The 20,360-nt window shown below is 73.6% G+C and carries 22 protein-coding genes and 1 tRNA gene; 9 read left to right on the forward strand and 14 right to left on the reverse strand.

What is annotated here, in order from left to right; translation table 11 throughout:
- Positions 1 to 349: 349 nt before the first annotated feature.
- The 5 genes from DRV84_RS13260 to DRV84_RS13280 form a co-directional block, all read right to left on the reverse strand.
- Positions 350 to 424: transfer RNA gene (locus DRV84_RS13260), tRNA-Gln, on the reverse strand.
- A 278-nt stretch (positions 425 to 702) separates the two neighbouring features.
- Positions 703 to 1,356, reverse strand: a complete 654-nt coding sequence (locus tag DRV84_RS13265) for a hypothetical protein (RefSeq protein ID WP_239995074.1) — start codon at positions 1,354 to 1,356, stop codon at positions 703 to 705.
- The gene (locus DRV84_RS13270) at positions 1,353 to 2,537 is read right to left on the reverse strand and encodes a benzoate/H(+) symporter BenE family transporter (protein WP_115981522.1); all 1,185 of its coding nucleotides are present in this window, start codon (positions 2,535 to 2,537) and stop codon (positions 1,353 to 1,355) included. Before DRV84_RS13270 ends, DRV84_RS13265 begins: the two co-directional genes overlap by 4 nt.
- 130 nt (positions 2,538 to 2,667) lie before the next feature.
- On the reverse strand, positions 2,668 to 3,954 hold the full coding sequence (locus DRV84_RS13275; RefSeq protein WP_115981524.1) for a homoserine dehydrogenase: 1,287 nt from the start codon (positions 3,952 to 3,954) through the stop codon (positions 2,668 to 2,670).
- A gap of 111 nt (positions 3,955 to 4,065) precedes the next feature.
- Complete coding sequence (locus tag DRV84_RS13280) at positions 4,066 to 4,305, reverse strand: hypothetical protein (RefSeq protein ID WP_115981526.1); 240 nt, start codon at positions 4,303 to 4,305, stop codon at positions 4,066 to 4,068.
- 79 nt (positions 4,306 to 4,384) lie between these two features.
- Between DRV84_RS13280 and DRV84_RS13285 the strand changes: the two genes are divergently transcribed.
- Positions 4,385 to 4,981 (forward strand): TetR/AcrR family transcriptional regulator, encoded by a 597-nt coding sequence (locus DRV84_RS13285; RefSeq protein WP_115981528.1) that lies wholly within the window; start codon positions 4,385 to 4,387, stop codon positions 4,979 to 4,981.
- A gap of 24 nt (positions 4,982 to 5,005) precedes the next feature.
- Here DRV84_RS13285 and DRV84_RS13290 read toward each other — a convergent pair whose 3' ends face one another.
- A complete protein-coding gene (locus DRV84_RS13290) occupies positions 5,006 to 5,425 on the reverse strand; it encodes a SufE family protein (protein ID WP_115981530.1) in 420 nt (139 codons plus the stop codon).
- 133 nt (positions 5,426 to 5,558) lie between these two features.
- Between DRV84_RS13290 and DRV84_RS13295 the strand changes: the two genes are divergently transcribed.
- On the forward strand, positions 5,559 to 6,065 hold the full coding sequence (locus DRV84_RS13295) for a hypothetical protein (RefSeq protein ID WP_115981532.1): 507 nt from the start codon (positions 5,559 to 5,561) through the stop codon (positions 6,063 to 6,065).
- 473 nt (positions 6,066 to 6,538) lie between these two features.
- Here DRV84_RS13295 and DRV84_RS13300 read toward each other — a convergent pair whose 3' ends face one another.
- The 4 genes from DRV84_RS13300 to DRV84_RS13315 form a co-directional block, all read right to left on the reverse strand.
- Positions 6,539 to 6,805 carry a hypothetical protein gene (locus DRV84_RS13300; protein ID WP_115981534.1) on the reverse strand — a complete coding sequence of 89 codons (267 nt, stop codon included), beginning with the start codon at positions 6,803 to 6,805 and terminating at the stop codon, positions 6,539 to 6,541.
- 107 nt (positions 6,806 to 6,912) lie between these two features.
- Positions 6,913 to 7,458, reverse strand: coding sequence for an adenine phosphoribosyltransferase (locus DRV84_RS13305; protein ID WP_239995075.1), 546 nt, complete (start codon positions 7,456 to 7,458; stop codon positions 6,913 to 6,915).
- Positions 7,455 to 8,324 (reverse strand): S-methyl-5'-thioadenosine phosphorylase, encoded by an 870-nt coding sequence (locus DRV84_RS13310; RefSeq protein WP_115981537.1) that lies wholly within the window; start codon positions 8,322 to 8,324, stop codon positions 7,455 to 7,457. The genes DRV84_RS13305 and DRV84_RS13310 overlap by 4 nt, the downstream gene beginning before the upstream one ends.
- Positions 8,325 to 8,397: 73 nt before the next feature.
- Positions 8,398 to 9,258 (reverse strand): helix-turn-helix domain-containing protein, encoded by an 861-nt coding sequence (locus tag DRV84_RS13315; protein WP_115981539.1) that lies wholly within the window; start codon positions 9,256 to 9,258, stop codon positions 8,398 to 8,400.
- A 108-nt stretch (positions 9,259 to 9,366) separates the two neighbouring features.
- Here DRV84_RS13315 and DRV84_RS13320 point away from each other — a divergent pair, with 108 nt between their 5' ends.
- Together DRV84_RS13320 and DRV84_RS13325 are read left to right on the forward strand one after the other, a co-directional pair.
- A complete protein-coding gene (locus tag DRV84_RS13320) occupies positions 9,367 to 9,573 on the forward strand; it encodes a DUF2061 domain-containing protein (RefSeq protein WP_115981542.1) in 207 nt (68 codons plus the stop codon).
- The gene (locus DRV84_RS13325) at positions 9,566 to 10,468 is read left to right on the forward strand and encodes a fatty acid desaturase (RefSeq protein WP_115981544.1); all 903 of its coding nucleotides are present in this window, start codon (positions 9,566 to 9,568) and stop codon (positions 10,466 to 10,468) included. Before DRV84_RS13320 ends, DRV84_RS13325 begins: the two co-directional genes overlap by 8 nt.
- Before the next feature lie 8 nt (positions 10,469 to 10,476).
- On the opposite strand, the gene DRV84_RS13330 is transcribed toward DRV84_RS13325, so the two are convergent.
- The 3 genes from DRV84_RS13330 to DRV84_RS13340 all read right to left on the reverse strand — a co-directional run bounded on the left by DRV84_RS13330 (position 10,477) and on the right by DRV84_RS13340 (position 13,753).
- Complete coding sequence (locus DRV84_RS13330; protein ID WP_115981547.1) at positions 10,477 to 11,190, reverse strand: NUDIX hydrolase; 714 nt, start codon at positions 11,188 to 11,190, stop codon at positions 10,477 to 10,479.
- A 26-nt stretch (positions 11,191 to 11,216) separates the two neighbouring features.
- Positions 11,217 to 11,606 carry a DUF983 domain-containing protein gene (locus DRV84_RS13335; protein WP_115981549.1) on the reverse strand — a complete coding sequence of 130 codons (390 nt, stop codon included), beginning with the start codon at positions 11,604 to 11,606 and terminating at the stop codon, positions 11,217 to 11,219.
- 746 nt (positions 11,607 to 12,352) lie between these two features.
- Positions 12,353 to 13,753 carry a GGDEF domain-containing protein gene (locus tag DRV84_RS13340; RefSeq protein ID WP_115981551.1) on the reverse strand — a complete coding sequence of 467 codons (1,401 nt, stop codon included), beginning with the start codon at positions 13,751 to 13,753 and terminating at the stop codon, positions 12,353 to 12,355.
- A 77-nt stretch (positions 13,754 to 13,830) separates the two neighbouring features.
- On the opposite strand from DRV84_RS13340, the gene DRV84_RS13345 reads away from it, so the two are divergent.
- From DRV84_RS13345 to DRV84_RS13365, 5 genes are all read left to right on the forward strand, one after another.
- Positions 13,831 to 14,115 carry a DUF3572 domain-containing protein gene (locus DRV84_RS13345; RefSeq protein WP_115981553.1) on the forward strand — a complete coding sequence of 95 codons (285 nt, stop codon included), beginning with the start codon at positions 13,831 to 13,833 and terminating at the stop codon, positions 14,113 to 14,115.
- Positions 14,112 to 14,840 (forward strand): HAD family hydrolase, encoded by a 729-nt coding sequence (locus DRV84_RS13350; RefSeq protein ID WP_115981555.1) that lies wholly within the window; start codon positions 14,112 to 14,114, stop codon positions 14,838 to 14,840. The genes DRV84_RS13345 and DRV84_RS13350 overlap by 4 nt, the downstream gene beginning before the upstream one ends.
- A gap of 134 nt (positions 14,841 to 14,974) precedes the next feature.
- Complete coding sequence (locus tag DRV84_RS13355; protein WP_115981557.1) at positions 14,975 to 16,555, forward strand: trimethylamine methyltransferase family protein; 1,581 nt, start codon at positions 14,975 to 14,977, stop codon at positions 16,553 to 16,555.
- 124 nt (positions 16,556 to 16,679) lie between these two features.
- Positions 16,680 to 17,264, forward strand: a complete 585-nt coding sequence (locus DRV84_RS13360) for a heme NO-binding domain-containing protein (protein WP_115981559.1) — start codon at positions 16,680 to 16,682, stop codon at positions 17,262 to 17,264.
- Positions 17,265 to 17,269: 5 nt separating this feature from the next.
- Complete coding sequence (locus DRV84_RS13365) at positions 17,270 to 18,241, forward strand: GGDEF domain-containing protein (RefSeq protein ID WP_115981561.1); 972 nt, start codon at positions 17,270 to 17,272, stop codon at positions 18,239 to 18,241.
- Positions 18,242 to 18,619: 378 nt separating this feature from the next.
- On the opposite strand, the gene metG is transcribed toward DRV84_RS13365, so the two are convergent.
- Positions 18,620 to 20,338 carry a methionine--tRNA ligase gene (gene metG / locus DRV84_RS13370; protein ID WP_115981563.1) on the reverse strand — a complete coding sequence of 573 codons (1,719 nt, stop codon included), beginning with the start codon at positions 20,336 to 20,338 and terminating at the stop codon, positions 18,620 to 18,622.
- Positions 20,339 to 20,360 lie beyond the last annotated feature (22 nt).

Consider the following 20,360-nt stretch of genomic DNA (forward strand, 5'->3'; position numbering starts at 1 on the left):
GGGTCCTTTTTCCATGCCGGTTCACAGGAAGGATGACGCGTCCGTGCTCGGACTGCCGGTAGTCGCCCCGTAGAAGACCGGCGACGGACCAGATGAGCGAGGAAAGCTCAGACTGTGACACGCCCGGGACCACCCAGGCCACGGAGAATGAATGCTTTTCGGGGGATACGGGCGAGACGCGTCAAGCTCAAGCCGCATGGTGCTGAGCTGTGCCTCGGTCGCCCTGACTCGCGGGCGGTCGCGAACGGTCGTCGGCAAGGTTCGGTGCCAGAAACCTGTACCTTTTTCCTGTACCATCATGACGCCCGAAGGGCGCGTAAGGCATTGATAAGTATGGGAAAACAGTATCTGGCTGGGGTGGTAGGATTCGAACCTACGATACACGGTACCAAAAACCGCTGCCTTACCACTTGGCTACACCCCAGCGGTGGCTTGGTGGATAGCGCCACCGCGCCGGTGGTGCAAGCCCTGCCGCGGCGGAAAATCTTCGCGGGGGGCCTGATGTCGGTCAGACCCGGATCTCCAGACGAAGCGCCTCCGGGAGCTGTTCGGTGTCCTGTCGCGTGAACTCGCGGTCGAGGCATGCGAGGCCTTGGAAGACGCCCCGCCCCGGAGTGCGGACGGGGCGCGCTCCGCATGCGCCCTCTACGGGCTGTGGGGGCAGCCGAGCGACGGATCGGGCGCGGCGCAGGGCGCCGCCGTTCAGGGCCGTTGCGGCGCGAAGGCCGTGGACTGCGCGCGCCGCCGTTTCTCCGCGAGCACGATGCCGCGCGGGCGCCAGTCGTAATCCGTGTCCCTCCGCGTGTGGCCCCAGAACAGCACCCCGCCCCGGCGCCAGGGGTCGAGCACGATCCCGTCGTGCATCGTCGCGCCCCGCGCCGAGATGATCGCCGTCGAATGCTCGATGCGGAACGGATTGTCCGCGTTGGCGATGGCGCGGTGCAGCGCGAGCGTCGTGAAGCCTTCCGCCTCGAGCCGCGCCTCCATGTCCTCGGCCCAGTGCCAGCAGAGGCCGCGCGGCTTGAGCCCGAGGTTGACCTTGGTGTTGTGGACGAGCGGCGGATCGGTGATCTCGTAGTCCTGCGCCAGCCGGTGGGTGTGGCGGTAGGCGATGCGCGCCGCGCGGGCGGCCTCGGCCGGGTCGACCTCCGGCCCGAGGGCGGCGATCGCGTCGGCGAGGCGGGCGACCTCCTTGGGCGCGCCGGGCCGAGGGCCGCCTTCGGGCGGCGGGGCGCAGGCGGCGAGGAGGAGCGCGGCGCAGAGCGGCAGAAGGTGCAGACCCCGCCGGAGCCATGCCGGCAGCGACAGGTCCCGCCCGGTGGCCCGGCGCGTATCTCGGGCGCGGCGGGGCGTCATGCGCGGAAATCCCCGCGCTCGAGCAGGAGGCTCGTGGCGAGGCCAAAGACGAGCCCCCAGAAGGGCGCGCCGATGTTGGCGACGGGCAGGCCCGCCACCGTCACCAGGAAGGCGATCATCGCGCCGAGGCCGAAGCGCCCGCCGAAGGAGGTCTGGAACGCCGCGAGCAGCGTCCGCAGCAGCGCGAGCCCCGCGAGCGTCGCCATGAAGGCCGTCGGCGTGGCCAGCAGCAGATGGGTGACCGCGGGCGCGAAGACGCCGAAGGCGATGGCGAGCAGGCCGAGACAGACCGCCGCGATCCAGTGCCGCTCGACCGGCCCGGAGGAGACGAGGATCGCGTTCGACGGCCCCGTGAGGCAGGTGGAGACGCAGCCGAGCGGCCCCGTCACCATGGAGGCTGCGCCGCAGGCGGTCGTGATCGCGTTCACGGGCGGGGCGTGGCCGGCCGTGCGCAGGATGACGATGCCTTGCGCGTTCTGCGCCGCGATCACCGTCACGGCGAGCGGCACGACGAGCTCCGCCATGGCGGCGAGGCTGATCTCCGGCCGGTAGAGCTGCGGCGCGGCGAGGAGGCGGTCGGCGGCGCCGAGGGTCGGGGTCTCGCCCTGCAGGATCAGCACCGCGAGCCCCGCGATCAGAACGCCGATCATCGGCGGCACGACCCGCTGCACCGCCGGCGCGACCGAGAGCGCGACGAAGGTCGCCGTCATCGCCCCGACGAGCGCCGCATCGGCGGCGAAGGCGCGGATCCAGTCCAGCCCGAACTCGAGAAAGACGCCCGCGACCATGCCCATCACGATCGGCATCGGCAGCCGGTCCATCGCGGCCTTCACCCAGCCGGTGAGGCCGAGGATGATCAGGAGAAGCCCCGCCGCGAGGTAGGCGCCCACCACCTCGCCGAGCGAGAGGGTCTCGAGCGCGGCGCCCACGAGCACGGTGCCCGGGATCGTCCAGAAGAAGGCGAGCGGCTGGCGGAAGGCGGCCGACATCGCGATGGTCAGCGCGCCGTTGAGCGCGAAGGCGGCGAAGAGCCAGGAGGCGAGATCGGCCTGTGTAAGCCCGCCGCGCGCCCCGGCGGCGAGGATGATCGCCACCGGGGCGGAGGCCGCGAAGAGGAAGGCGACGAGGGCGTTCGCCGCCTCCGCGACCAGCAGGCCATTGCGCGGGGCGGTCTCAGACATGGAACGGGACAGGGGCGCGGATCATGGCCGCACTATTCCCCAGGCGATGCCGGAGGAAAAGGGGCGCCGCGCAAGGCGCTTGCAAGCGCCTTGCCCAAGCGGTTTGCAAAGCGCTTGGGCCGCGCCCGGCTCAGACGCTCTCGATGCGCAGCGCCACCGGCTCGGTCGCCACCACGCCGGTCGCCGGCATCGCCGCGAGCGCCGTGTCCAGCGCGTCGCGCGCGCAGGCGTGGGTGACGATCAGCACCGGCGCGGTGTCGGCCTCATGGCGGTACTGGCGCATCCGGTCGATGGAGATGCCGGCCTCGCCGAGCACCGTGGCGATCTTCGCCAGCGCGCCGGGCCGGTCCATCAGCTCCATGCGCAGGTAATAGGGCGCCGGCGTCGCCGAGCGCGCCAGCCGCACCTCGCCGAGGGCGGCGGCCGGCACGCCGAAGGTCGAAAGCCGCGTGCCGCGCGCCACGTCGATCACGTCCGACATCACCGCGCTCGCCGTCGGGCCCTCGCCGGCGCCGGCGCCGCGCAGCACGATCTGGCCCGAGGCGTCGCCTTCCAGCACGCACATGTTCGTCGGCCCCTCGAGCTGGCCGAGCGGCGTGTCGGCGCGCACGAGGCAGGGCGACATCCGCGCCTCGAGCCCGCGGCCGGTCATCTGCGCGACGCCGAGGAGCTTGATCCGGAAGCCGAGATCGCGCGCGCGGCGGATGTCGTCGATGGAGATGCGCCCGATCCCCTCGAGCTCCACCTGATCGAAGGGCACGCGCACGCCGTAGGCGATGGAGGCGAGCAGGGCGAGCTTGTGGCCCGCGTCGATCCCGCCCACGTCGAGCGTCGGGTCGGCCTCGAGGAAGCCGAGCTGGTTCGCCTCGTCGAAGACCGTCTCGTACTCGAGGCCCGCGCTCTCCATCCGGGTGAGGATGTAGTTGCAGGTGCCGTTCATCACGCCGAGCACGCGGTCGATCTCGTTGCCGGCGAGCCCCTCGGTCAGCGCCTTGACGACCGGGATGCCGCCGGCGACAGCCGCCTCGAAGCGCAGCACGCGGCCCCGGCTCTCGGCCGCCTGGGCGAGGTCGGGGCCGTGCAGGGCGAGCATCGCCTTGTTCGCGGTGACCACGTCCTTGCCGGCGGCGAGCGCCGCCTCGGTCGCGGCCTTCGCCGAACCGTCCGCGCCGCCCATGAGCTCCACGAGGACGTCGACGTCGTCGCGCCGGGCGAGCGCGACCGGGTCGTCTTCCCAGTCGTAGGCGTCTAGCGGCACGCCCCGGTCCTTGTCGCGGGTGCGCGCCGAGACGGCCGAGATCGTCACCGGGCGGCCCGCGCGCGCCGCGATCAGCTCCGCCTTGCGGCGCACGATCTTGACGACGCCCGCGCCCACCGTGCCGAGCCCGGCGATGCCGAGGCGAAGGGGATCAGACATGTGCGCGCTCCTCGACTGTCTAGCGGGTGCGCGCGCTCTAGCCCGAACCGCGCGGGCGTGCAACGCGCGCCCCGCCCCCGGCTCAGCGCACTTCCCCTCTCGCTGCCCGTTTTACGGGGCGGCGCGCAGCGCGGCGGCCCGCGCGCGCAGCGCCTCCGCCCGCGCGGCGAGCCGCGCGGCCTCCTCTGCGTCGGCGCGCGGCGGCGCCCCGGGGCCGAGCACCGCCTCGAGCGGCAGGAGCGGCGGGAAGGCGCCCGTTGGCTCGGGCACGCCCGTCGCCTCGGGCACGCCCGCCGGGTCGGGCGCGGGCGTGCAGGCGGCGAGCAGCAGGAGGACGGCGAGACCACGCATGGCGCGAAGGTGCCCCAGCGCGCGGCCGCCGTCCAGCGGGCGGCTTGATCTGAACGCGCGTTCAGGAAATTGTCGCGCCATGGCGAAACGCCGGGGACAGGACGCGGCCGAGACGGACCGCAGGATGCGCGCGGCGGCGCTGCGGCTCTTCGCGCGCCACGGCTACGCCGCCGTCTCGATGCGCCGGATCGCGGCGGAGGTCGGCGTGCAGGCCGGCGCGCTCTACACGCACACGCCGGACAAGCAGACGCTCCTCTTTTCGCTGATGGCCGATCACCTGCACGAGTTGCTCGACGCGGTCGGCGCGCTGCCGGCCGACGCGACGCCGGAGGCGCGGCTCGACCGCTTCGTGGACTTCCACATCCGCTTTCACCTCGCGCGGCCGGACGCGGTCTTCATCGCCTACATGGAGCTGCGCAACCTCGCGCCGGACAACTTCCGCGCGATCGAGGGGCTGCGGCGCGATTACGAGGCCTGGCCCGAGGCGATCCTGCGCGACGGCGCCGCGGCGGGGGCCTTCGCGGTGCCGGACCCCAAGATCGCGGCGGTGGGGCTCATCGCCATGCTGAACGGCGTGACCACGTGGTACCGCGAGGGCGGCCGCCTCAGCCTCGACGACGTGGTGGCGATCCACCAGCGGATGGCGCGCGGGGCCGTGGGGGCCGGGGGCGCCTGACCGACGCCTCGCCCGATGGCGGCGTCAGGCGCTCGCGCGGGCCTGCGTCGCGTAATCGCGAATCCGCTCGATCATCGCGCGCAGGCCATTGGAGCGCTGCGCCGAGAGGTGGTCGTTCAGCGCGAGCCGCTCGAGTTCCGCCTTCGCGTCCACGCGCGGCACCTCCTCGACCGGCAGCCCGTCGTACAGCCGGTGCAGGAGCGCGATCAGGCCGCGGACGATCATCGCGTCGCTGTCGCCCTCGAAATGGAAGCGCCCCGCCTCGACGCGCGGATGCAGCCAGACCTGGCTCGCGCAGCCCTCGACCTTCGTCGCTGGCACCTTCAGCGCGTCGTCGAGGGGCGCCATCGCCTTGCCCTCCTCGATGACGAGGCGGTACCGGTCCTCCCAGTCGTCGAGGAATTCGAAGTCCTCCACGATTTCCTCGAAGGCTTGGGTCGCCATTGTGCGCTGCTCCTTCTGGTCTCTCCGTGCCAGAGGTAGGTGCAGGCGCGGGCGGGGTCCAGACCCGGCTCGGCGCTTTTCAAGCCGGGGCCGATGCGGTAACCGACGGGGAACCGGGACAGGGGGACGGGCCATGCGCGGAACGGTGACGGGGCTTCTCGCGGCGGCGGTGCTGCTTTCGGGCTGCGCGGGCGTGCGCGACTCGCGGCTCAACCCGGTGAACTGGTTCGGCGCCGCGGCGCCGGCCCCCGCCGCGGCCCCGGCGGAGGCGGCGGGCGGCAATCCGCTGATCCCCGAGCGCGGGGCCTTCGCCCGGCCGGAGGCGACCTATGACGGCGCCGCGATCGCGCGGGTGGCGGAGGTCGCGCTGGAGCGCCTGCCGGGCGGGGTGGTGCTGCGCGCCACCGGCGTCGCGGAGCGACAGGGCCCCTACGACGTGCGCCTCACGCCGGTCGAGACCGGGGAGTCCGACGTGCGCGTCTTCCGGTTCGAGCGGCGGCTGCCGCGCCAGAGCACGCCGGTCGGCCCCGAGCGCACGCGGACGGTGACTGCGGCCGTGCACCTCGACGACCTGGAACTCCGGGGCGTGCGCCGGCTTCGCGTGCTCGCCGCCGACACGGCCCGCGACCTCCCGCTCTGAGGCGGCGGGGCGCCCGGTGGGGCGATGTGCCGGTCGCCGCGCTCCGGCATGAGGGCGCGCCCGGGCGCCTCGGGGTCGGTCGGCGCGGTGCGGCGAGGCGCTGTGCCGCGCAGGGTGGTCGTCGCCAGCCCTTCGCGCGGTGAGGTCCGGTGCGCGCGGAGAGACGCGGCAGCGACCGGTGCGATGCAGCAGGGCGTGCGAACGGCGCGCTGAGGTGCGGCGTGGGGTCGACCGGTGTGCGGCCGGCGCGGTAGGGTGCTGGATCGTTCGGCGGGGGATACTTGCGGCCCTTCGGGCGCGGTAGGGCACGACCTCCGGTCGGCGCGCGGGCGACGCACAGCGCGGCGGCGCACGGCCTGTGCGCGGACCCGCTGCACCCGTAGCCAGCCCGTCGCGCCGGGCAACGGTTGGCGCCTCGCAAGCCGTGCCGGGCGGGAGCCCCTGTCGGCGGGCGAGCGCCGGGGCGGCGCCCGTCAGGTCCGGACGACGAGGATCGCCCAGATCATGCCGGCCGCGAAGACCGCGATCTGCGCCAGTGCCGCCAGCCCGAGCGCCGCGAGCAGGCCGTGACCCGCGAACAGCGCCGCCACGAGGGCGAGCAGCGCGGCGGGCACCGAGGCGAGGGCGGCCCCTATGGCCGGGCCGGGTGCGTCGCGCGGCGGGTCGCGTCGTCGTCTGGGCGCCGCGTAGGGCACGGCCCGGCCCATCGCGCCGCCGTCCAGTCGCTCGATCCGTGGCATCGCGGGCTCCTTCGTCCCGGTCGCGTCCGGACGCGCTCCGGTGCGACGTTGCGGATGCACCAGTCGTGTCATGGAAATCTTGAGAGAGATTTAACGCCCGCCAGGCCTCACAGCCCCTCGAAGGCGCAGAGCGCGCGCACGTCGATGCCCAGCGTCTCGAGCTTGACCCGCCCGCCGAGCTCCGGAAGTTCCACGATGAAGGCGCAGCCCAGGATCGTCGCGCCGAGGCGCTGCATCAGGCGCACGCCGGCCTCGGCCGTGCCGCCGGTGGCCAGCAGGTCGTCCACGATCAGCACCGTCTCGCCCGGCTCGATCGCGTCGTCGTGCACCTCCACGACCGCCTCGCCGTACTCGAGCTGATAGGATTCGCTGATCGTCGCCGCCGGCAGCTTGCCCTTCTTGCGGATCGGCACGAAGCCGCAGCCGAGCTGGTGCGCCACCGCGCCGCCGAGGATGAAGCCCCGCGCCTCGAGGCCCGCGACCTTGTCGATGCGGCCGCCGAGGTAGGGCGTCAGCATCCGGTCCACCGCCATGCGGAAGCCGCGCGGATCGGCGAAGAGCGTCGTCACGTCGCGGAAGAGGATCCCCTCGTGCGGGAAATCCACGATGGTGCGGATGTAGTCGCGCACGTCCTCGGTCGGTCGGTCGGTCACAGAACCCTCCCCGCGATCGTCTTCAGTCGGTCGACCATCTGCGGATCGCGCGCCGCGGGGGCCGTCAGGATGGCGTGTTCGAGCGCGCGGTCGCAGCCCCCGGGGCAGGGCGCCTCCGGCCCCGAGAGGAGCCCCGGAAGGGCGCGGATCATCGCGCGCGCCTTGTCGGCGTTGGCCCCCGCGGTGGCGAGGATCTGCGTGATCTCCACCTCGCCGTGGTCGGGATGCCAGCTGTCGTAGTCGGTCACCATGGCGACGGTGACGTAGCAGAGCTCCGCCTCGCGGGCGAGGCGCGCCTCCGGCATGTTGGTCATGCCGATCACGTCGGCGCCCCAGACCTCGCGGTACATCCGGCTTTCGGCGAGGGTGGAGAACTGCGGCCCCTCCATGGCGAGATAGGTGCCGCCCCGGTGCACCGTCGCGCCCGCGGCCGAGGCGGCGGCCTCCGCTGCGTCGGCGAGGCGCGCGCAGGTCGGATGCGCGAGGCTCACATGCGCCACGCAGCCCGGTCCGAAGAAGCTCGCCGCGCGGGTGGCGGTGCGGTCGATGAACTGATCGACCACCACGAAATCGCCCGGCGCCATCGCCTCGCGGAAGGAGCCGACGGCCGAGACCGAGATCACGTCGGTCACGCCGAGCGTCTTCAGCGCCGCGATGTTGGCGCGGTAGGGGATGGAGGCCGGATCGAGCGGATGCCCGCGTCCGTGGCGCGGCAGGAAGGCGATGTCGACCCCGTCGAGTCGCCCCGTCAGGATCGCGTCCGAGGGCGCGCCCCAGGGCGTCTCCACCTCGCGCCACGCCGCGCCCTCGAGCCCCTCCACCTCGTAGAGGCCCGAGCCGCCGATCACCCCGATCATCCGCGCCATTCGCTGCCGTCCCTCGTCTGCGCTGCGGCCCGGAGCGATAGCCGCTGCGGCGCGGTTTGGCAAACGCCCGCGCTCAGGCCAGCTGCGACCGGAGGGCGCGGATGTAGTCGGGAAACTCCCGGTCCGAGACGGCGGCCTCGCGCACGAGCCAGTCGAAGTGCTGCACGAAGGCCTGCACCCGCGCGCTGTCGCGGAAGGCGAGATAGTTGCGCCCGACGTAGAGCACGGCGAGCATCGGCCCGAAGACCGTCACCGGCGCCGAATAGACCCGCCGCGCGTCGAAGAGGAAGATCCTGAGCCGCGGGTAGAGCTGCGCGTTGAGCTCGAGGAAGCGGTCGATTTGCTCGCGCCGGACCGCGGCGGGCAGCCCCTCGTAGTAGCCGGTGGCGGCGGCGAAGCTGTCGATCTCGTAGAGCGGCATCGCCATCTCGTAGTCGGACTGCGCGCCGCGCATCCAGGCGAGGCGGTCCTGCGCCGCGCCGATCGCCTGCGCCGAGGTGCGCCCGAGATGGGGCGCGTATTCCCACTCGAGCATCGCCTGCGTCTTGAGCATGTCGGGCAGCCCCGCGGGCACGTGGCGCACCTTGTAGCCCTGCGCCTCCTTGTGCCACGCGAAGATCTGTTCGTCGACGAGGGCGCGCGGCGCCTCCGTCAGCGTCATGGAGTTGGCGAGCACCTCCGCCGCGCTCTCGGGCCGGTCGGAAAGCGACAGAAGCCAGTCCGCCGAGACCCGGAGCGCCGCCGCGCAGGCGCCGACGACCTGCGCGTTGGGCAGGCGCGCGCCGCGATCCGAGAGCAGTTGCGAGATCGTCGAGCGATCCACCCCGATCGCGCGGGCGAGCGCGCTCTGGCTCATCCCTGCGCGCTCCATCCCCTGCCGCAGGCGGGCGCGGAACTGTTCGGCGCGGTCACGTTTGTCGATCATATCGGTCATTGGGTGACATATATCACCATTGCGGAGCCTTGTTAATCATATTCCGAATTCCGAACGCGCGACGCCCGGCCTATCCAATCTGCGCACACCAACGAAAAGGAGGATCGCATGGAGACGCGAGCGCGCTCGCTGGTCAAAGCCGTTCTGTGGCAGCTGATCGGTCTCGTCAGCATGACGCTCGTCGGCCTCGCGCTCACCGGGTCCGCGGCCGTGGGCGGCGCCCTCGCCGCGGTCAACAGCGCGGTCGGTCTCGTCTGCTACGTGATCTACGAACGCCTCTGGGTGCACATCCCCTGGGGCCGCCGGCATGGATGACCGGCACGCCGCGGGGGTGGAGTGGCCGACGCTGGGCGTCGCCGCGCTCGCCTACGGGCTCTGGGGGCTCGGCACGACGCTCGCCGCGGCGCTCTGGCTGCCGCTCGGCGTCGCGCTCACCGCGCTGGGCGCGGCGCTGCACGCCTCGCTCACGCACGAGGCGCTGCACGGCCATCCCTTCCGCAGCCCCGTGGCCAACGCCGCGCTGGTCTTTCCGGCGCTCTCGGTCACGGTGCCCTACCTGCGCTTCAAGGACACCCATCTCGCCCATCACCGCGACGCGGTGCTCACCGACCCCTACGACGACCCGGAGAGCAATTACCTCGACCCGGCGGTCTGGGACCGGCTCGGCCCCGTGCGGCGCGGGCTGCTCGCGGCGAACAACACGCTCGCCGGGCGGCTCCTCCTCGGCCCCGTGATCGGACAGGCGGCCTTCATGGCGCGGGACTGGCGCGCGATCCGGGCGGGCGACCGGCGGGTGGCCGCCGGCTGGGCGCTGCACGTCCCGGCGGTGGCCCTCGTGCTCGCCTGGGTCGGCTGGATCGGCGCGATGGCGTGGTGGGCCTTCGCGCTCGCCACCTATCTGGGGCTCTCGCTCCTGAAGATCCGCACCTTCCTCGAGCATCGCGCGCACGAAAAGGCGCGCGCCCGCACCGTCATCATCGAGGACCGCGGCCCGCTCGCCTTTCTCTTTCTGAACAACAACCTGCACGTCGTCCACCACATGCACCCGAAGGTGGCGTGGTATCGCCTGCCGGCGCTCTACCGCGCCCACCGCGACCGCTTCGCCGCCTGCAACGAGGGCTACGTCTACCGCAGTTACCGCGACATCTTCGCCCGCTACCTGACGCGCGCCAAGGACCCTGTGCCGCATCCCCTCCGGCCCCGGCGTTGAGCCCGCGCTCACTCCGGCATCGGCCGGCCGTGCAGCCGCAGGAAGAGGCTCTCCTCGTCGGAATTGCGGAAGAACGGCACCGAGGGCGGCGGGCCCGGATGGGCGACCCGCGCCGCGACCTCGGCGAGGACCACCTCGGTGATGAAGGGCAGGTCCGCCTCGCGCACCCGGTCGAGCGGGATCCACCGCAGGTGGCTCAGCTCCTCCTCCGCGCCGCTGAAGTCGTCCGGATCGCCCGCGATCCGCTCCGCGTCCACGAGGAAGAAGCGCGCGTCGAAGCGGCGCGGCCGCCCCGGCGGCGTGATCGCGCGAAAGACGAAGGTCAGCCCCTCGGCCGAGGGCAGATGCCCCGTCGCCGCGAAGCGCGCCCAGTCCGCGGGCGGCGTGCCGGGCCAGGCGCCGGGACGTCCGAGGACGAGGCCCGTCTCCTCCCAGAGCTCGCGCACCGCCGCGGCGGCGAGCGCGTTCACCAGCCGGGGCGGCGCGCCCTCCGCCAGCCGGGCGCGGCAGGTCTCTCCGGGCGGCGCGGCGAGCGGCACCTCGGCGTCGGCCGGATCGACCGCGCCGCCCGGAAAGACCACCTTGTTCGGCATGAAGGCGGCGGCGGCCCCGCGCTGGCCCATCAGGATCTTGGGCGCGGTGGCGCGGTCGCGCAGCACGATCACCGTCGCCGCGTCGCGCACGCGCGTCTTGTCCTCGCCCGCCGGGTCGTCGCTCTGCATGGCCCCTCCCGCACGGGGGGTGCGGCTCACGCTCCGTCGCCGAACCCGTGCATGAAGCGCGACCACTGGAACGCCACGATCGCGCCCTTCAACCGCGGCAAGAGATACAGCGAGAGGGCGACGCAGCCAACCGCGAAGATCGAGAAGAGCACGAGCGGCTCGGGCCGCCAGCGCATGAAGGCGTAAAGCAGGAGCGGCGCCATCAGGTGGCCCACGATGAGCATCGTCAGGTAGGCCGGCCCGTCGTCCGCGCGGTGGTGGTGCAGCTCCTCGCGGCAGACGGGGCAGGCGGCCCGCACGGTCAGGTAGCCGGTCAGCAGCGGCCCCTGCCCGCAGCCGGGGCAGCGCCGCCGCCACCCCCGGCGCAGCGCCTGCCAGATCGGCCGCTCGGGCGCGGCGGTCGTGTCGTGAGCCATGGTCTTCCCTCTCCTGTGGGCGCCAGACTGCGTCATGTCGCGCGCATTGGAAGGTGACAGGCTGTCCGTGCGGCGGCATGTCGCGAGTCGGCGACACATCTTATGCCGCCCTCGCTACCGCGCACGCGACGCCGGGAAAACAGGGCGGCGGCCCCGCGGCCCGATGCGGGTCGTCGCACCCGGCGGGGGGAGGCCGCCGCGCTGTGGCTCCGGTCGCGCCCCTCGCGCGACGTGGGCCCGCCCCCTGTCCGTCCGCCCCGTCCCGGTGCCCGTGGCCGTAGGGGCTTCGGCCCCCGCAGCGCGACAGGGCGCCGCGCGACGGGCGGCCGGGTTGCGCTGTGGTGCTGCGGCGCGCGGGTGCGTGACGACCCGTGAGCCGAGCCGATGGCGCGCGCCATCGCGGCGCGGGCCGCGTGCGGGCGCGCCACGCGCGGCAAGCCGGTGGCGTTGCGCGCGCCGCTCGGCCCACGCGCGCGCCCGGCGCCGGCATGCGGCGGCGCCGGGACGCGGTCTTGCGACTCGCGCCTTGCGTCGCGCGCGGTCGGTCCGGGCAGGCGGCGACGCCGGTGGTGTCCGCCGACTGGTGCTTTGCAACCCGCGCGCCCGGCGCCAGCACGCGGCGACGCCCGGGCGATGTGCAGCCACTGGCGCCTCGCATCCAGCGCGCGGCCGGCCTCGGAACGCGGCGACGCTAGCGCGGTGCCGGAGCCGCCGTCCCCTCCGTGCCGAGGCGCGGGCGGCCCGCCTCACGCCGCCGGGCGGTGCGCGCTCACGCGGTTGCGGCCATGCGCTTTGGCGCCGTAGAGCGCCGCGTCGGCCTGCGCGAAGAGCGCGTCGGCGGCATGCGTCGCGGCCTCCTCCGTCGCGGCGGTCGCGGGCAGGGTCGCCACCCCGACGGAGACGGTGACGCTCACCTCGGCCCCGGCCACGGACAGCACCGGCCCGGCGGCGACGCCGGCGCAGAGCCGCTGCGCCACCCGTTCGGCCCCGGCCGCGTCGGTCGCCGGAAGCGCGACGAGAAACTCCTCGCCCCCGATGCGCGCGGCGACGCCCGCGCCCCCGAGCGCGGCGCGCAGCCGCCCCGCCACCTCCGCGAGGACGCGGTCGCCGGCGGCGTGGCCGTGCGCGTCGTTGACCGCCTTGAAGTGGTCGAGATCGACGAGCAGGAGGCTGAGCGGCCGGTCCTCCCGCGCGGCCTCCGCTGCGAGGCGCGCGAGCTCGGGCATGGCGAAGCGGCGGTTGTGGAGCCCGGTGAGCGGATCGGTCACCGCGGCGTCGAGCCCCTCGCGCAGGTCGGCCCGCAGACGGTCGGCGCGCCGCTTCGCGGCGAGGCGCGCCTCGAGGCGCAGCGCGAGTTCCTCGGCGTCGAAAGGGCCGGCGAGCGCGTCCTGCGCGCCGAGGTCGAGCGCCTGCGCCGCGGCCGCCTCCGCGCGGGCGCCGGCGGTCTGCACGAGAAGCGCGGCGGTCCGCGTCGCCCCCTGCGCGCGCAGCGCCGGCACGAGCGCCGCCCCCGCCGCCGCCCCTCGGTCGGCGGCGAGCACCACGGCGTCCAGCCGGGCCTCCGGCGGGAGCGCGAGCGCGGCCTGCCGGTCGAGCGGGCGCACGCGTGTGCCTGAGGTCTCCGACAGCGCGGCCGCGCGCGCGGCCGCGGTCCCGGCGTCCGCGGCGAGCAGCGCCACGCGGGCCGGCGGCGCGAAGGCGGGCGCGGGCTCCGCGAAGCCGAGCGCGCGGCGCGTCGCCTCGTGCAGCTGGAGTTCCGCGGCGTCCTCGCGCTCGCGCAGGAGGCGGCGGAGCCGCGCGAGCATCAGCGCGACCGGCGTCGCCGCCGGCATGGCGTCGTCCGCCCCGGCGGCGAGCGCCGCGAGGCGCGCCGCGCGGTCCTCCGGCGGCGTCACGATCGCGAGCGCCGGGGCGGTGGCGCCGGCGGCCCCCTGCGCCCGGGCCAGCCCCCGGCGCAGATCGGCGAGCGACATGTCGGGCAGGTCCGAGGCGGCGAGCACGACCTCGGGCGCTTCGGCGCGCGCCGCCGCCAGCGCCTCCGCCGCGTCGGTGGCGAGCGCCACGCGGCGGAACGCCGGCGCGAGCCGGGCGCGGAGCGCGATCCGCCGGGTCGCCACCGAGTCCGCGATCAGGATGGTCCCCGTCATCGCCGTTCCGCCGCTTGCCAAGTCACGGGCGCACTCTTTACGGAACTGGTTAAGAAAACCTTGCGGGAGACCGGGCGATGGCGCTGGCACGGGAACAGGCCGAGACGGTGGCGGCGGAGGCGCTCGCGTGGATCGCGGGCGCGGGCGGCCTGCTCGACGTCTTCATGGGGAGCACCGGGATCGGGGTGGACGACCTGCGCGCGGCCGCGGACACGCCCGAGGTGCTCGCCACGGCGCTCGATTTCCTGATGCAGGACGACGCCTGGGTGACCGGGTTCTGCGACGCGGCCGGCCACGCCTACGACCTGCCGGCGCGGGCGCGCGCGGCGCTGCCGGGCGGCGTGCAGGTGCACTGGACATGACCGGGGTGCGCGCCCGCGGGGTGCTCTTCGACAAGGACGGCACGCTCTTCGGCTTCGAGGCGACGTGGTCGGCCTTCGCCGCCGAGACGATCGCCGAACTCGCGGAGGGCGTGCCGGCGCGCGCCGCCGCGCTGGGCGAGGCGCTCGGCTACGACCTCGGGCGGCGTCGCTTTCGCCGCGACAGCCCCGTGATCGCCGGCAGCAACCGCCAGGTGGCCGAGCTCGTCGCCGCCGCGCTGCCGGATGCCTCGGCGGATGCGATCGAGCCGTGGCTCGCCGCGCGCGCGGCCGAGGCGCCGCTCGCGCCCGCGGTGCCGCTGGCGCCGCTGATGGCGCGGCTCAGGGGGATGGGGCTGCGCCTCGGCGTGATGACGAACGACGCGGCGCTCTCGGCGGAGGCGCATCTCCTGACCGCGGGGATCGCGGAGGTCTTCGACTTCGTCGCCGGCGCCGACAGCGGCCACGGCGCGAAGCCCGATCCGGGGCCTCTCCGTGCCTTCGCCGCGGCGACCGGTCTGTCGCCGGCGGAGGTGGTGATGGTGGGCGACAGCCTGCACGATCTCGCCGCCGGGCGCGCGGCGGGGATGCAGGTCGTCGGCGTGCTCACCGGCCCGGCGGAGGCCGCCGATCTCGCGCCCCATGCCGACGCGGTGCTGCCCGACATCGGCCACCTGCCGGACTGGCTGACGGGGGCGTCGGCCGAAGAGGCCCGCGAGGGCCGATGAGGCCCGCTCCTTCGCCCTGACGGGCGGCGTCGCGGCGCGCGCCGGTCCGTTTGCGACGCGCGGTGTCGCATCCAGACACGCGGGCGGGGTCCCGGCCCGCGTTGGATGGCCCGGAAGCGCGACAGGAGCACCGGATGCAGGACCCGAAACGCAGCGAAGACACCCCCGCGCCGCGCCGCCGCCGGGGCGGCGGGCGCGCCGGCGCCGCCGCGCGCCGCGGGCACGCCGCGATCGAACAGGCGCCCTGGCGGCTGCCGGTGAACCCCGACCGCCCCGTGGAGCCGCTCGACGCCGAGGGCGTGCAGGCGATCCACGACGGCGCCATGCGCATCCTCGAGGAGGTGGGCGTCGCCTTCCTGCACCCCGAGGCCGTGGCGATCCTGCGCCGCGCGGGCTGCGAGACCGAGGGCGAGGTCGTGCGCATGGACCGCGCGATGGTCATGGAGGCGCTCGCGCAGTGCCCGGCGCAGTGGGACATCACGCCGCGCAATCCCGACCGCCGGATCACCGTGGGCGGTCGGCACATCCTCTTCGGCAACGTCTCCTCGCCGCCGAACTACTGGGACATGGAGCTCGGCCGGAAGCAGCCGGGCACACGCGCGCAGTGCCGCACGCTCCTGAAGCTCACGCAGTATTTCGAGTGCATCCACTTCACCGGCGGCTATCCGGTGGAGCCGGTGGACCTGCACCCGTCGGTGCGCCATCTCGACGTGCTCTACGACAAGCTCACGCTTACCGACAAGGTGACGCACGCCTATTCGCTGGGCGCCGAGCGGATCGACGACGCGATGGAGATGGTGCGCATCGCGAGCGGCGTCTCGGACGAGGCCTTCGAAAGCGGGCCGAAGATGTACACCAACATCAACTCGACCTCGCCGCTCAAGCACGACTACCCGATGCTCGACGGCTGGATGCGGCTCGCCGCGCGCAACCAGGGCCTCGTCGTGACGCCCTTCACCCTTGCGGGGGCCATGGCGCCGGTGACCATGGCTGGCGCGGTCGCGCAGAGCCTCGCCGAGGCGCTCTCGGCGGTGGTGCTGGCGCAGGCGATCCGGCCCGGCGCCTGCGTCGCCATCGGCACCTTCACCTCCAACGTGGACATGAAGACCGGCGCGCCCGCCTTCGGCACGCCGGAATACATGCGCGCGACGCAGATGACCGGGCAGCTCGCGCGCTTCTACGGGCTGCCGATGCGCGCCTCCGGCGTCTGCGCGGCCAACGTCCCCGACGGGCAGGCGATGTGGGAGACCTCCAACAGCCTCTGGTCGGCGGTGCAGGCGGGGGCCAACATGGTCTATCACGCCGCCGGCTGGCTCGAGGGCGGGCTGATCGCGAGCCCGGAGAAGTTCGTCATGGACTGCGAACTCCTGGGCCAGATCCAGCGCTACATGGAGCCCGCGCTCTGGGCCACCACGCCCGAGGACATCGCGCTCGACGCGGTGCGCGAGGTGGGCCACGAGGGGCATTTCTTCGGCACCGGGCACACGCAGGCGCGCTACGCCACGGCCTTCTACCAGCCGTTTCTCTCGGACTGGACGAACCACGAGGCCTGGGAGGCGGCGGGCGGCGTCTGGACCGCCGAGCGCGCCAACCGCGTCTGGAAGGAGATCGTCGCGAGCTTCGAGGCGCCGCCGATGGACGCGGCCGTGCGCGAGGAGCTCGAGGCCTTCGTCAGCCGCCGCAAGGCCGAGGGCGGCGCGCCCACCGATTTCTGAGGGCGCGGCGTTCTCAGGGCGCGGCTCTCCGAGGGCGCGGGGCAAAACGTGGCGCATTGCAGATATTGAAGGCTTCTTAACGCCGGCCCGGCAGTCTTGCCCGCGCAAGGGGAGCGACGGGGACATGCACGGGCTGATCAACAGGGCGATCCAGGGCTTCGTGGCCGATACCTACGGCCGCGCGCGCTGGATCGCGGTGACGCATCTCGCCGATCTCGGCTTCGCCGATTTCGAGGCGATGATGATCTATCCGCCCGAGCTCACGCAGCGGGTGCTCGACGCCGCCGTCCGCGAGCTCGGCAAGGCGCGCGACGAGCTTTTGGAGGATATCGGCATCTACCTCGCCTCCCATCCGCAGGCCGAGGCGGTGCGCCGCCTCCTGCGCTTCGGGGGCGTGACCTTCGTCGATTTCCTGCATTCGCTCGACGACCTGCCCGAGCGCGCGCGCCTCGCCGTCTCGGATCTCGCGCTGCCGGCGCTCGAGCTGTCGGAGCATGCGCCGGGCCGCTACACGCTCACCGTTTCGGGGGAGCATGACGGCTTCGGTCCGATGCTGCTCGGCGTGCTGCGCGCGATGGCCGACGATTATGGCGCGCTCGTCTATACGGAGCTGCGCCGCGCAGGGCCCGGGTCCGACGCGCTCGAGATCACGCTCGTCGAAAGCGCCTACGCCGAGGGGCGGCGCTTTGTGCTCGGCGGGTCCGACTGAGCGGGATGGAGGCCTGCCCGCATATCCTCGACGTGCTCTGCCCGCTGCACGCGATCCTCGATCCGGAGGGCCGGATCGCCCACGCCGGGCCGACGCTGTCGAAGCTGCGGCCCGGCCGCGATCTGGCCGACGCCGACGCCTTCGAGGTGTTCGAGGTCACGCGCCCGCGCCATGTCAGGGGCATGGCGGCGCTGCTCGCCCATGCCGGGCAGTGCCTGCACCTGCGCCTGCGCGACGCCCCGCGCACCAAGCTCAAGGGCGTCGTCGTCCCGGCGCCGGGCGGCGACGGCGCGATCCTGAACCTCTCCTTCGGCATCTCCATCGTCGAGGCGGTGCGCGACTATGCGCTGACGAACGCCGATTTCGCGGCCACCGACCTCGCCGTGGAGATGCTCTATCTCGTGGAGGCGAAATCCGCCGCGATGGAGGCGTCGCGCCAGCTCAACCTGCGGCTTCAGGGCGCGAAGATCGCGGCGGAGGAGCAAGCCTTCACCGACACGCTCACCGGCCTCAAGAACCGCCGCGCGCTCGGGCACATCCTCGAGCGGCTCGTCGTGCGCGGCGCCCGTTTCGCGCTGATGCAGATCGATCTCGACTGGTTCAAGGCGGTGAACGACACGATGGGCCACGCCGCGGGCGATCAGGTGCTGCAACACGTCGCGCGCGAGCTGGTCGAGGCCACGCGCGGCTCCGACACCGCTGCGCGTATCGGCGGCGACGAGTTCGTGCTCGTCCTGCGCGATCCCGGGGGGCAGGCGGAGGTGGCGCGCGTCGCCACCCGCATCATCCGCCGGATCGAGACGCCGGTGGAGGTGGCCGGGCGCGAGACGCGCATCTCCGCGAGCGCGGGCAGCGCGCTCTCCTGGCGCTACACCCGCCCCGAGGCCGAGCGCATGCTCGCGGATGCGGACCGGGCGCTCTACGCCTCGAAGGCCGCCGGCAGGGGACGGCACCGGTTCGCCGGGCAGGACGACTGAGCGCGCGGCGGCGCGGGGCGCAGCCGCAGGCGGCCTGAGCAGGGGCGGGCCACGGTGCAGGAACACCCCCGCGCGCTCGGCAAAGCCGCACGCGGTCGGTGCAACGGCCCGCTCGGAACAGGAAGACCCGTTGCGCGCTCAGCGCAGGCGGAAGGTGGCAGGATGGACCGTGTCCCGCCCCCAGGTCCCGCCACCGGGCGCGCACCGACCGGGGCCGCGCCTCGGTGCGAAGCGGGAGAGGCCCCGTCCCGGCGTCAGCGCGCGACGGCGGGCCTATCCCGCCGCCTTGCCCGGGTCGCCCCCATCGGGCCAGGCCCCCGGCCATCCGCGCCGCGGTCCTCAGCGAGGCGCGCCCGCCCGGGCGCGACCGAGCACGCCTCAGCCCCGTCCGCCGGCGAAGCGCGCCTGCCAGGTGTCGCGCTCCTCCTCGGTGATCTTGCGGAAGAGGACGTCCGGCACCTCGAAGGCGTGGCCGGGCGCCAGCGCGCCGAGCGCCGCTTCCATATCCCCGGGCCAGTTCGCGTCCTCGGTGCCGAGCGCACGGCGCATCGTGGCGGCGGCGTCGGGGATGAAGGGCTGCGAGAGCACCGCGTAGACCCGGATCAGGTTCAGCGCGAGGCGGATGACCGCCGCGGCGCGGTCCGGGTCCTCCTTGTAGGCGGCCCAGGGCGCGGCTTCCTGCAGGTATTCGTTGCCCAAGACCCAGAGCGCGCGCAGCTCCTGCGCGGCGCGGCGGATCGCGATGGCGTCCATCGCCGCCTCGTAGCGCGCCAGCCCCTCGGAGAGGTCGGCGATCAACTGCCGCTCGCGCTCGCCCCACGCGCCGCCCTCGGGCACCGCCTCGCCGAACTTCGAGCGGCAGAACTTCGTCACGCGGCTGACGAAGTTGCCGAGCACGTCGGCGAGGTCCTTGTTCACGTCGGTCTGGAACGCTTCCCAGGTGAACTCCGAATCCTGGCTCTCCGGCGCGCGCGACAGGAGCCACCAGCGCCAGTAGTCCGCCGGCAGGATCTCCAGCGCGTCGTCCATGAAGACCCCGCGCCCCTGGCTCGTGGAGAACTGCCCGCCGTCGTAGTTGAGGTAATTGAAGGACTTGATGTAATCGACGAGCTTCCAGTCCTCGCCCGAGCCGATCAGCGTGGCCGGGAAGCTCAGCGTGTGGAAGGGCACGTTGTCCTTGCCCATGAACTGCGTGTAGCGCACGTCGCCCGCCCCGCGCCCGGTGCGCCACCAGCGTTCCCAGTCGGCGTCGGCGAGCCCCTGCGCCGCGGCCCATTCGGCGGCGCAGGCGATGTATTCGATCGGCGCGTCGAACCAGACGTAGAAGACCTTGCCCTCCATGCCGGACCACGGCGCGCCCTCGAACTGCGCCGGGATGCCCCAGTCGAGGTCGCGGGTGATGCCGCGGTCCTGCAGCCCGTCGCCGTCGAAGAGCCATTTCTTCGCGATCGAGGTGGTGAGCACCGGCCAGTCCGCCTGTTCGTCGATCCAGGCCGCCAGCCGGTCCCGCAACTTCGATTGCAGCAGGTAGAGGTGCTTCGTCTCCCGCACCTCGAGATCGGTCGCCCCCGAGATCGCGCTGCGCGGGTCGATCAGGTCCGTGGGGTCGAGCTGCTTGGTGCAGTTCTCGCACTGGTCGCCGCGGGCCTTCTCGTAGCCGCAGTTCGGGCAGGTCCCCTCGATGTAGCGGTCGGGCAGGAAGCGGCCGTCGGCCACGGAATAGACCTGCCGCTCGGTGCGTTCCTCGATCAGCCCGGCCTCGAAGAGCGTCACGGCGAGGTGCTGCGTCAGCCGCCGGTTCTCTTCCGACGAGGAGCGCCCGAAGTGATCGAAAGACAGTCGAAAGCCCGCGGCGAGGTCGGCCTGCACGCGGTGCATCTCGGCGCAGTAGTCGGCGACCGGCTGCCCCGCCTTCGCGGCGGCGAGTTCGGCGGGCGTGCCGTGCTCGTCCGTGGCGCAGAGAAAGAGCACCTCGTGGCCCCGCGCGCGCATGTAGCGGGCGAAGAGATCGGCGGGCAGCTGCGAGCCCACCAGGTTGCCCAGGTGCTTGACCCCGTTGATGTAGGGGATCGCCGAGGTGATCAGATGCCGTGCCATGCGCGCCTCGCGGGTCCGTGTC

It is taken from the genome of Rhodosalinus sediminis, from assembly GCF_003385555.1.
Classification (GTDB): domain Bacteria; phylum Pseudomonadota; class Alphaproteobacteria; order Rhodobacterales; family Rhodobacteraceae; genus Rhodosalinus; species Rhodosalinus sediminis.

Coding starts and splice junctions, on each gene's coding strand:
- DRV84_RS13265 (WP_239995074.1), bottom strand. CDS start 1,356: ATGACGCCCCGCCGCGCCCGAGATACGCGCCGGGCCACCGGGCGGGAC.
- DRV84_RS13270 (WP_115981522.1), bottom strand. CDS start 2,537: ATGTCTGAGACCGCCCCGCGCAATGGCCTGCTGGTCGCGGAGGCGGCG.
- DRV84_RS13275 (WP_115981524.1), bottom strand. CDS start 3,954: ATGTCTGATCCCCTTCGCCTCGGCATCGCCGGGCTCGGCACGGTGGGC.
- DRV84_RS13280 (WP_115981526.1), bottom strand. CDS start 4,305: ATGCGTGGTCTCGCCGTCCTCCTGCTGCTCGCCGCCTGCACGCCCGCG.
- DRV84_RS13285 (WP_115981528.1), top strand. CDS start 4,385: ATGGCGAAACGCCGGGGACAGGACGCGGCCGAGACGGACCGCAGGATG.
- DRV84_RS13290 (WP_115981530.1), bottom strand. CDS start 5,425: ATGGCGACCCAAGCCTTCGAGGAAATCGTGGAGGACTTCGAATTCCTC.
- DRV84_RS13295 (WP_115981532.1), top strand. CDS start 5,559: ATGCGCGGAACGGTGACGGGGCTTCTCGCGGCGGCGGTGCTGCTTTCG.
- DRV84_RS13300 (WP_115981534.1), bottom strand. CDS start 6,805: ATGCCACGGATCGAGCGACTGGACGGCGGCGCGATGGGCCGGGCCGTG.
- DRV84_RS13310 (WP_115981537.1), bottom strand. CDS start 8,324: ATGGCGCGGATGATCGGGGTGATCGGCGGCTCGGGCCTCTACGAGGTG.
- DRV84_RS13315 (WP_115981539.1), bottom strand. CDS start 9,258: ATGACCGATATGATCGACAAACGTGACCGCGCCGAACAGTTCCGCGCC.
- DRV84_RS13320 (WP_115981542.1), top strand. CDS start 9,367: ATGGAGACGCGAGCGCGCTCGCTGGTCAAAGCCGTTCTGTGGCAGCTG.
- DRV84_RS13325 (WP_115981544.1), top strand. CDS start 9,566: ATGGATGACCGGCACGCCGCGGGGGTGGAGTGGCCGACGCTGGGCGTC.
- DRV84_RS13330 (WP_115981547.1), bottom strand. CDS start 11,190: ATGCAGAGCGACGACCCGGCGGGCGAGGACAAGACGCGCGTGCGCGAC.
- DRV84_RS13335 (WP_115981549.1), bottom strand. CDS start 11,606: ATGGCTCACGACACGACCGCCGCGCCCGAGCGGCCGATCTGGCAGGCG.
- DRV84_RS13340 (WP_115981551.1), bottom strand. CDS start 13,753: ATGACGGGGACCATCCTGATCGCGGACTCGGTGGCGACCCGGCGGATC.
- DRV84_RS13345 (WP_115981553.1), top strand. CDS start 13,831: ATGGCGCTGGCACGGGAACAGGCCGAGACGGTGGCGGCGGAGGCGCTC.
- DRV84_RS13350 (WP_115981555.1), top strand. CDS start 14,112: ATGACCGGGGTGCGCGCCCGCGGGGTGCTCTTCGACAAGGACGGCACG.
- DRV84_RS13355 (WP_115981557.1), top strand. CDS start 14,975: ATGCAGGACCCGAAACGCAGCGAAGACACCCCCGCGCCGCGCCGCCGC.
- DRV84_RS13360 (WP_115981559.1), top strand. CDS start 16,680: ATGCACGGGCTGATCAACAGGGCGATCCAGGGCTTCGTGGCCGATACC.
- DRV84_RS13365 (WP_115981561.1), top strand. CDS start 17,270: ATGGAGGCCTGCCCGCATATCCTCGACGTGCTCTGCCCGCTGCACGCG.
- metG (WP_115981563.1), bottom strand. CDS start 20,338: ATGGCACGGCATCTGATCACCTCGGCGATCCCCTACATCAACGGGGTC.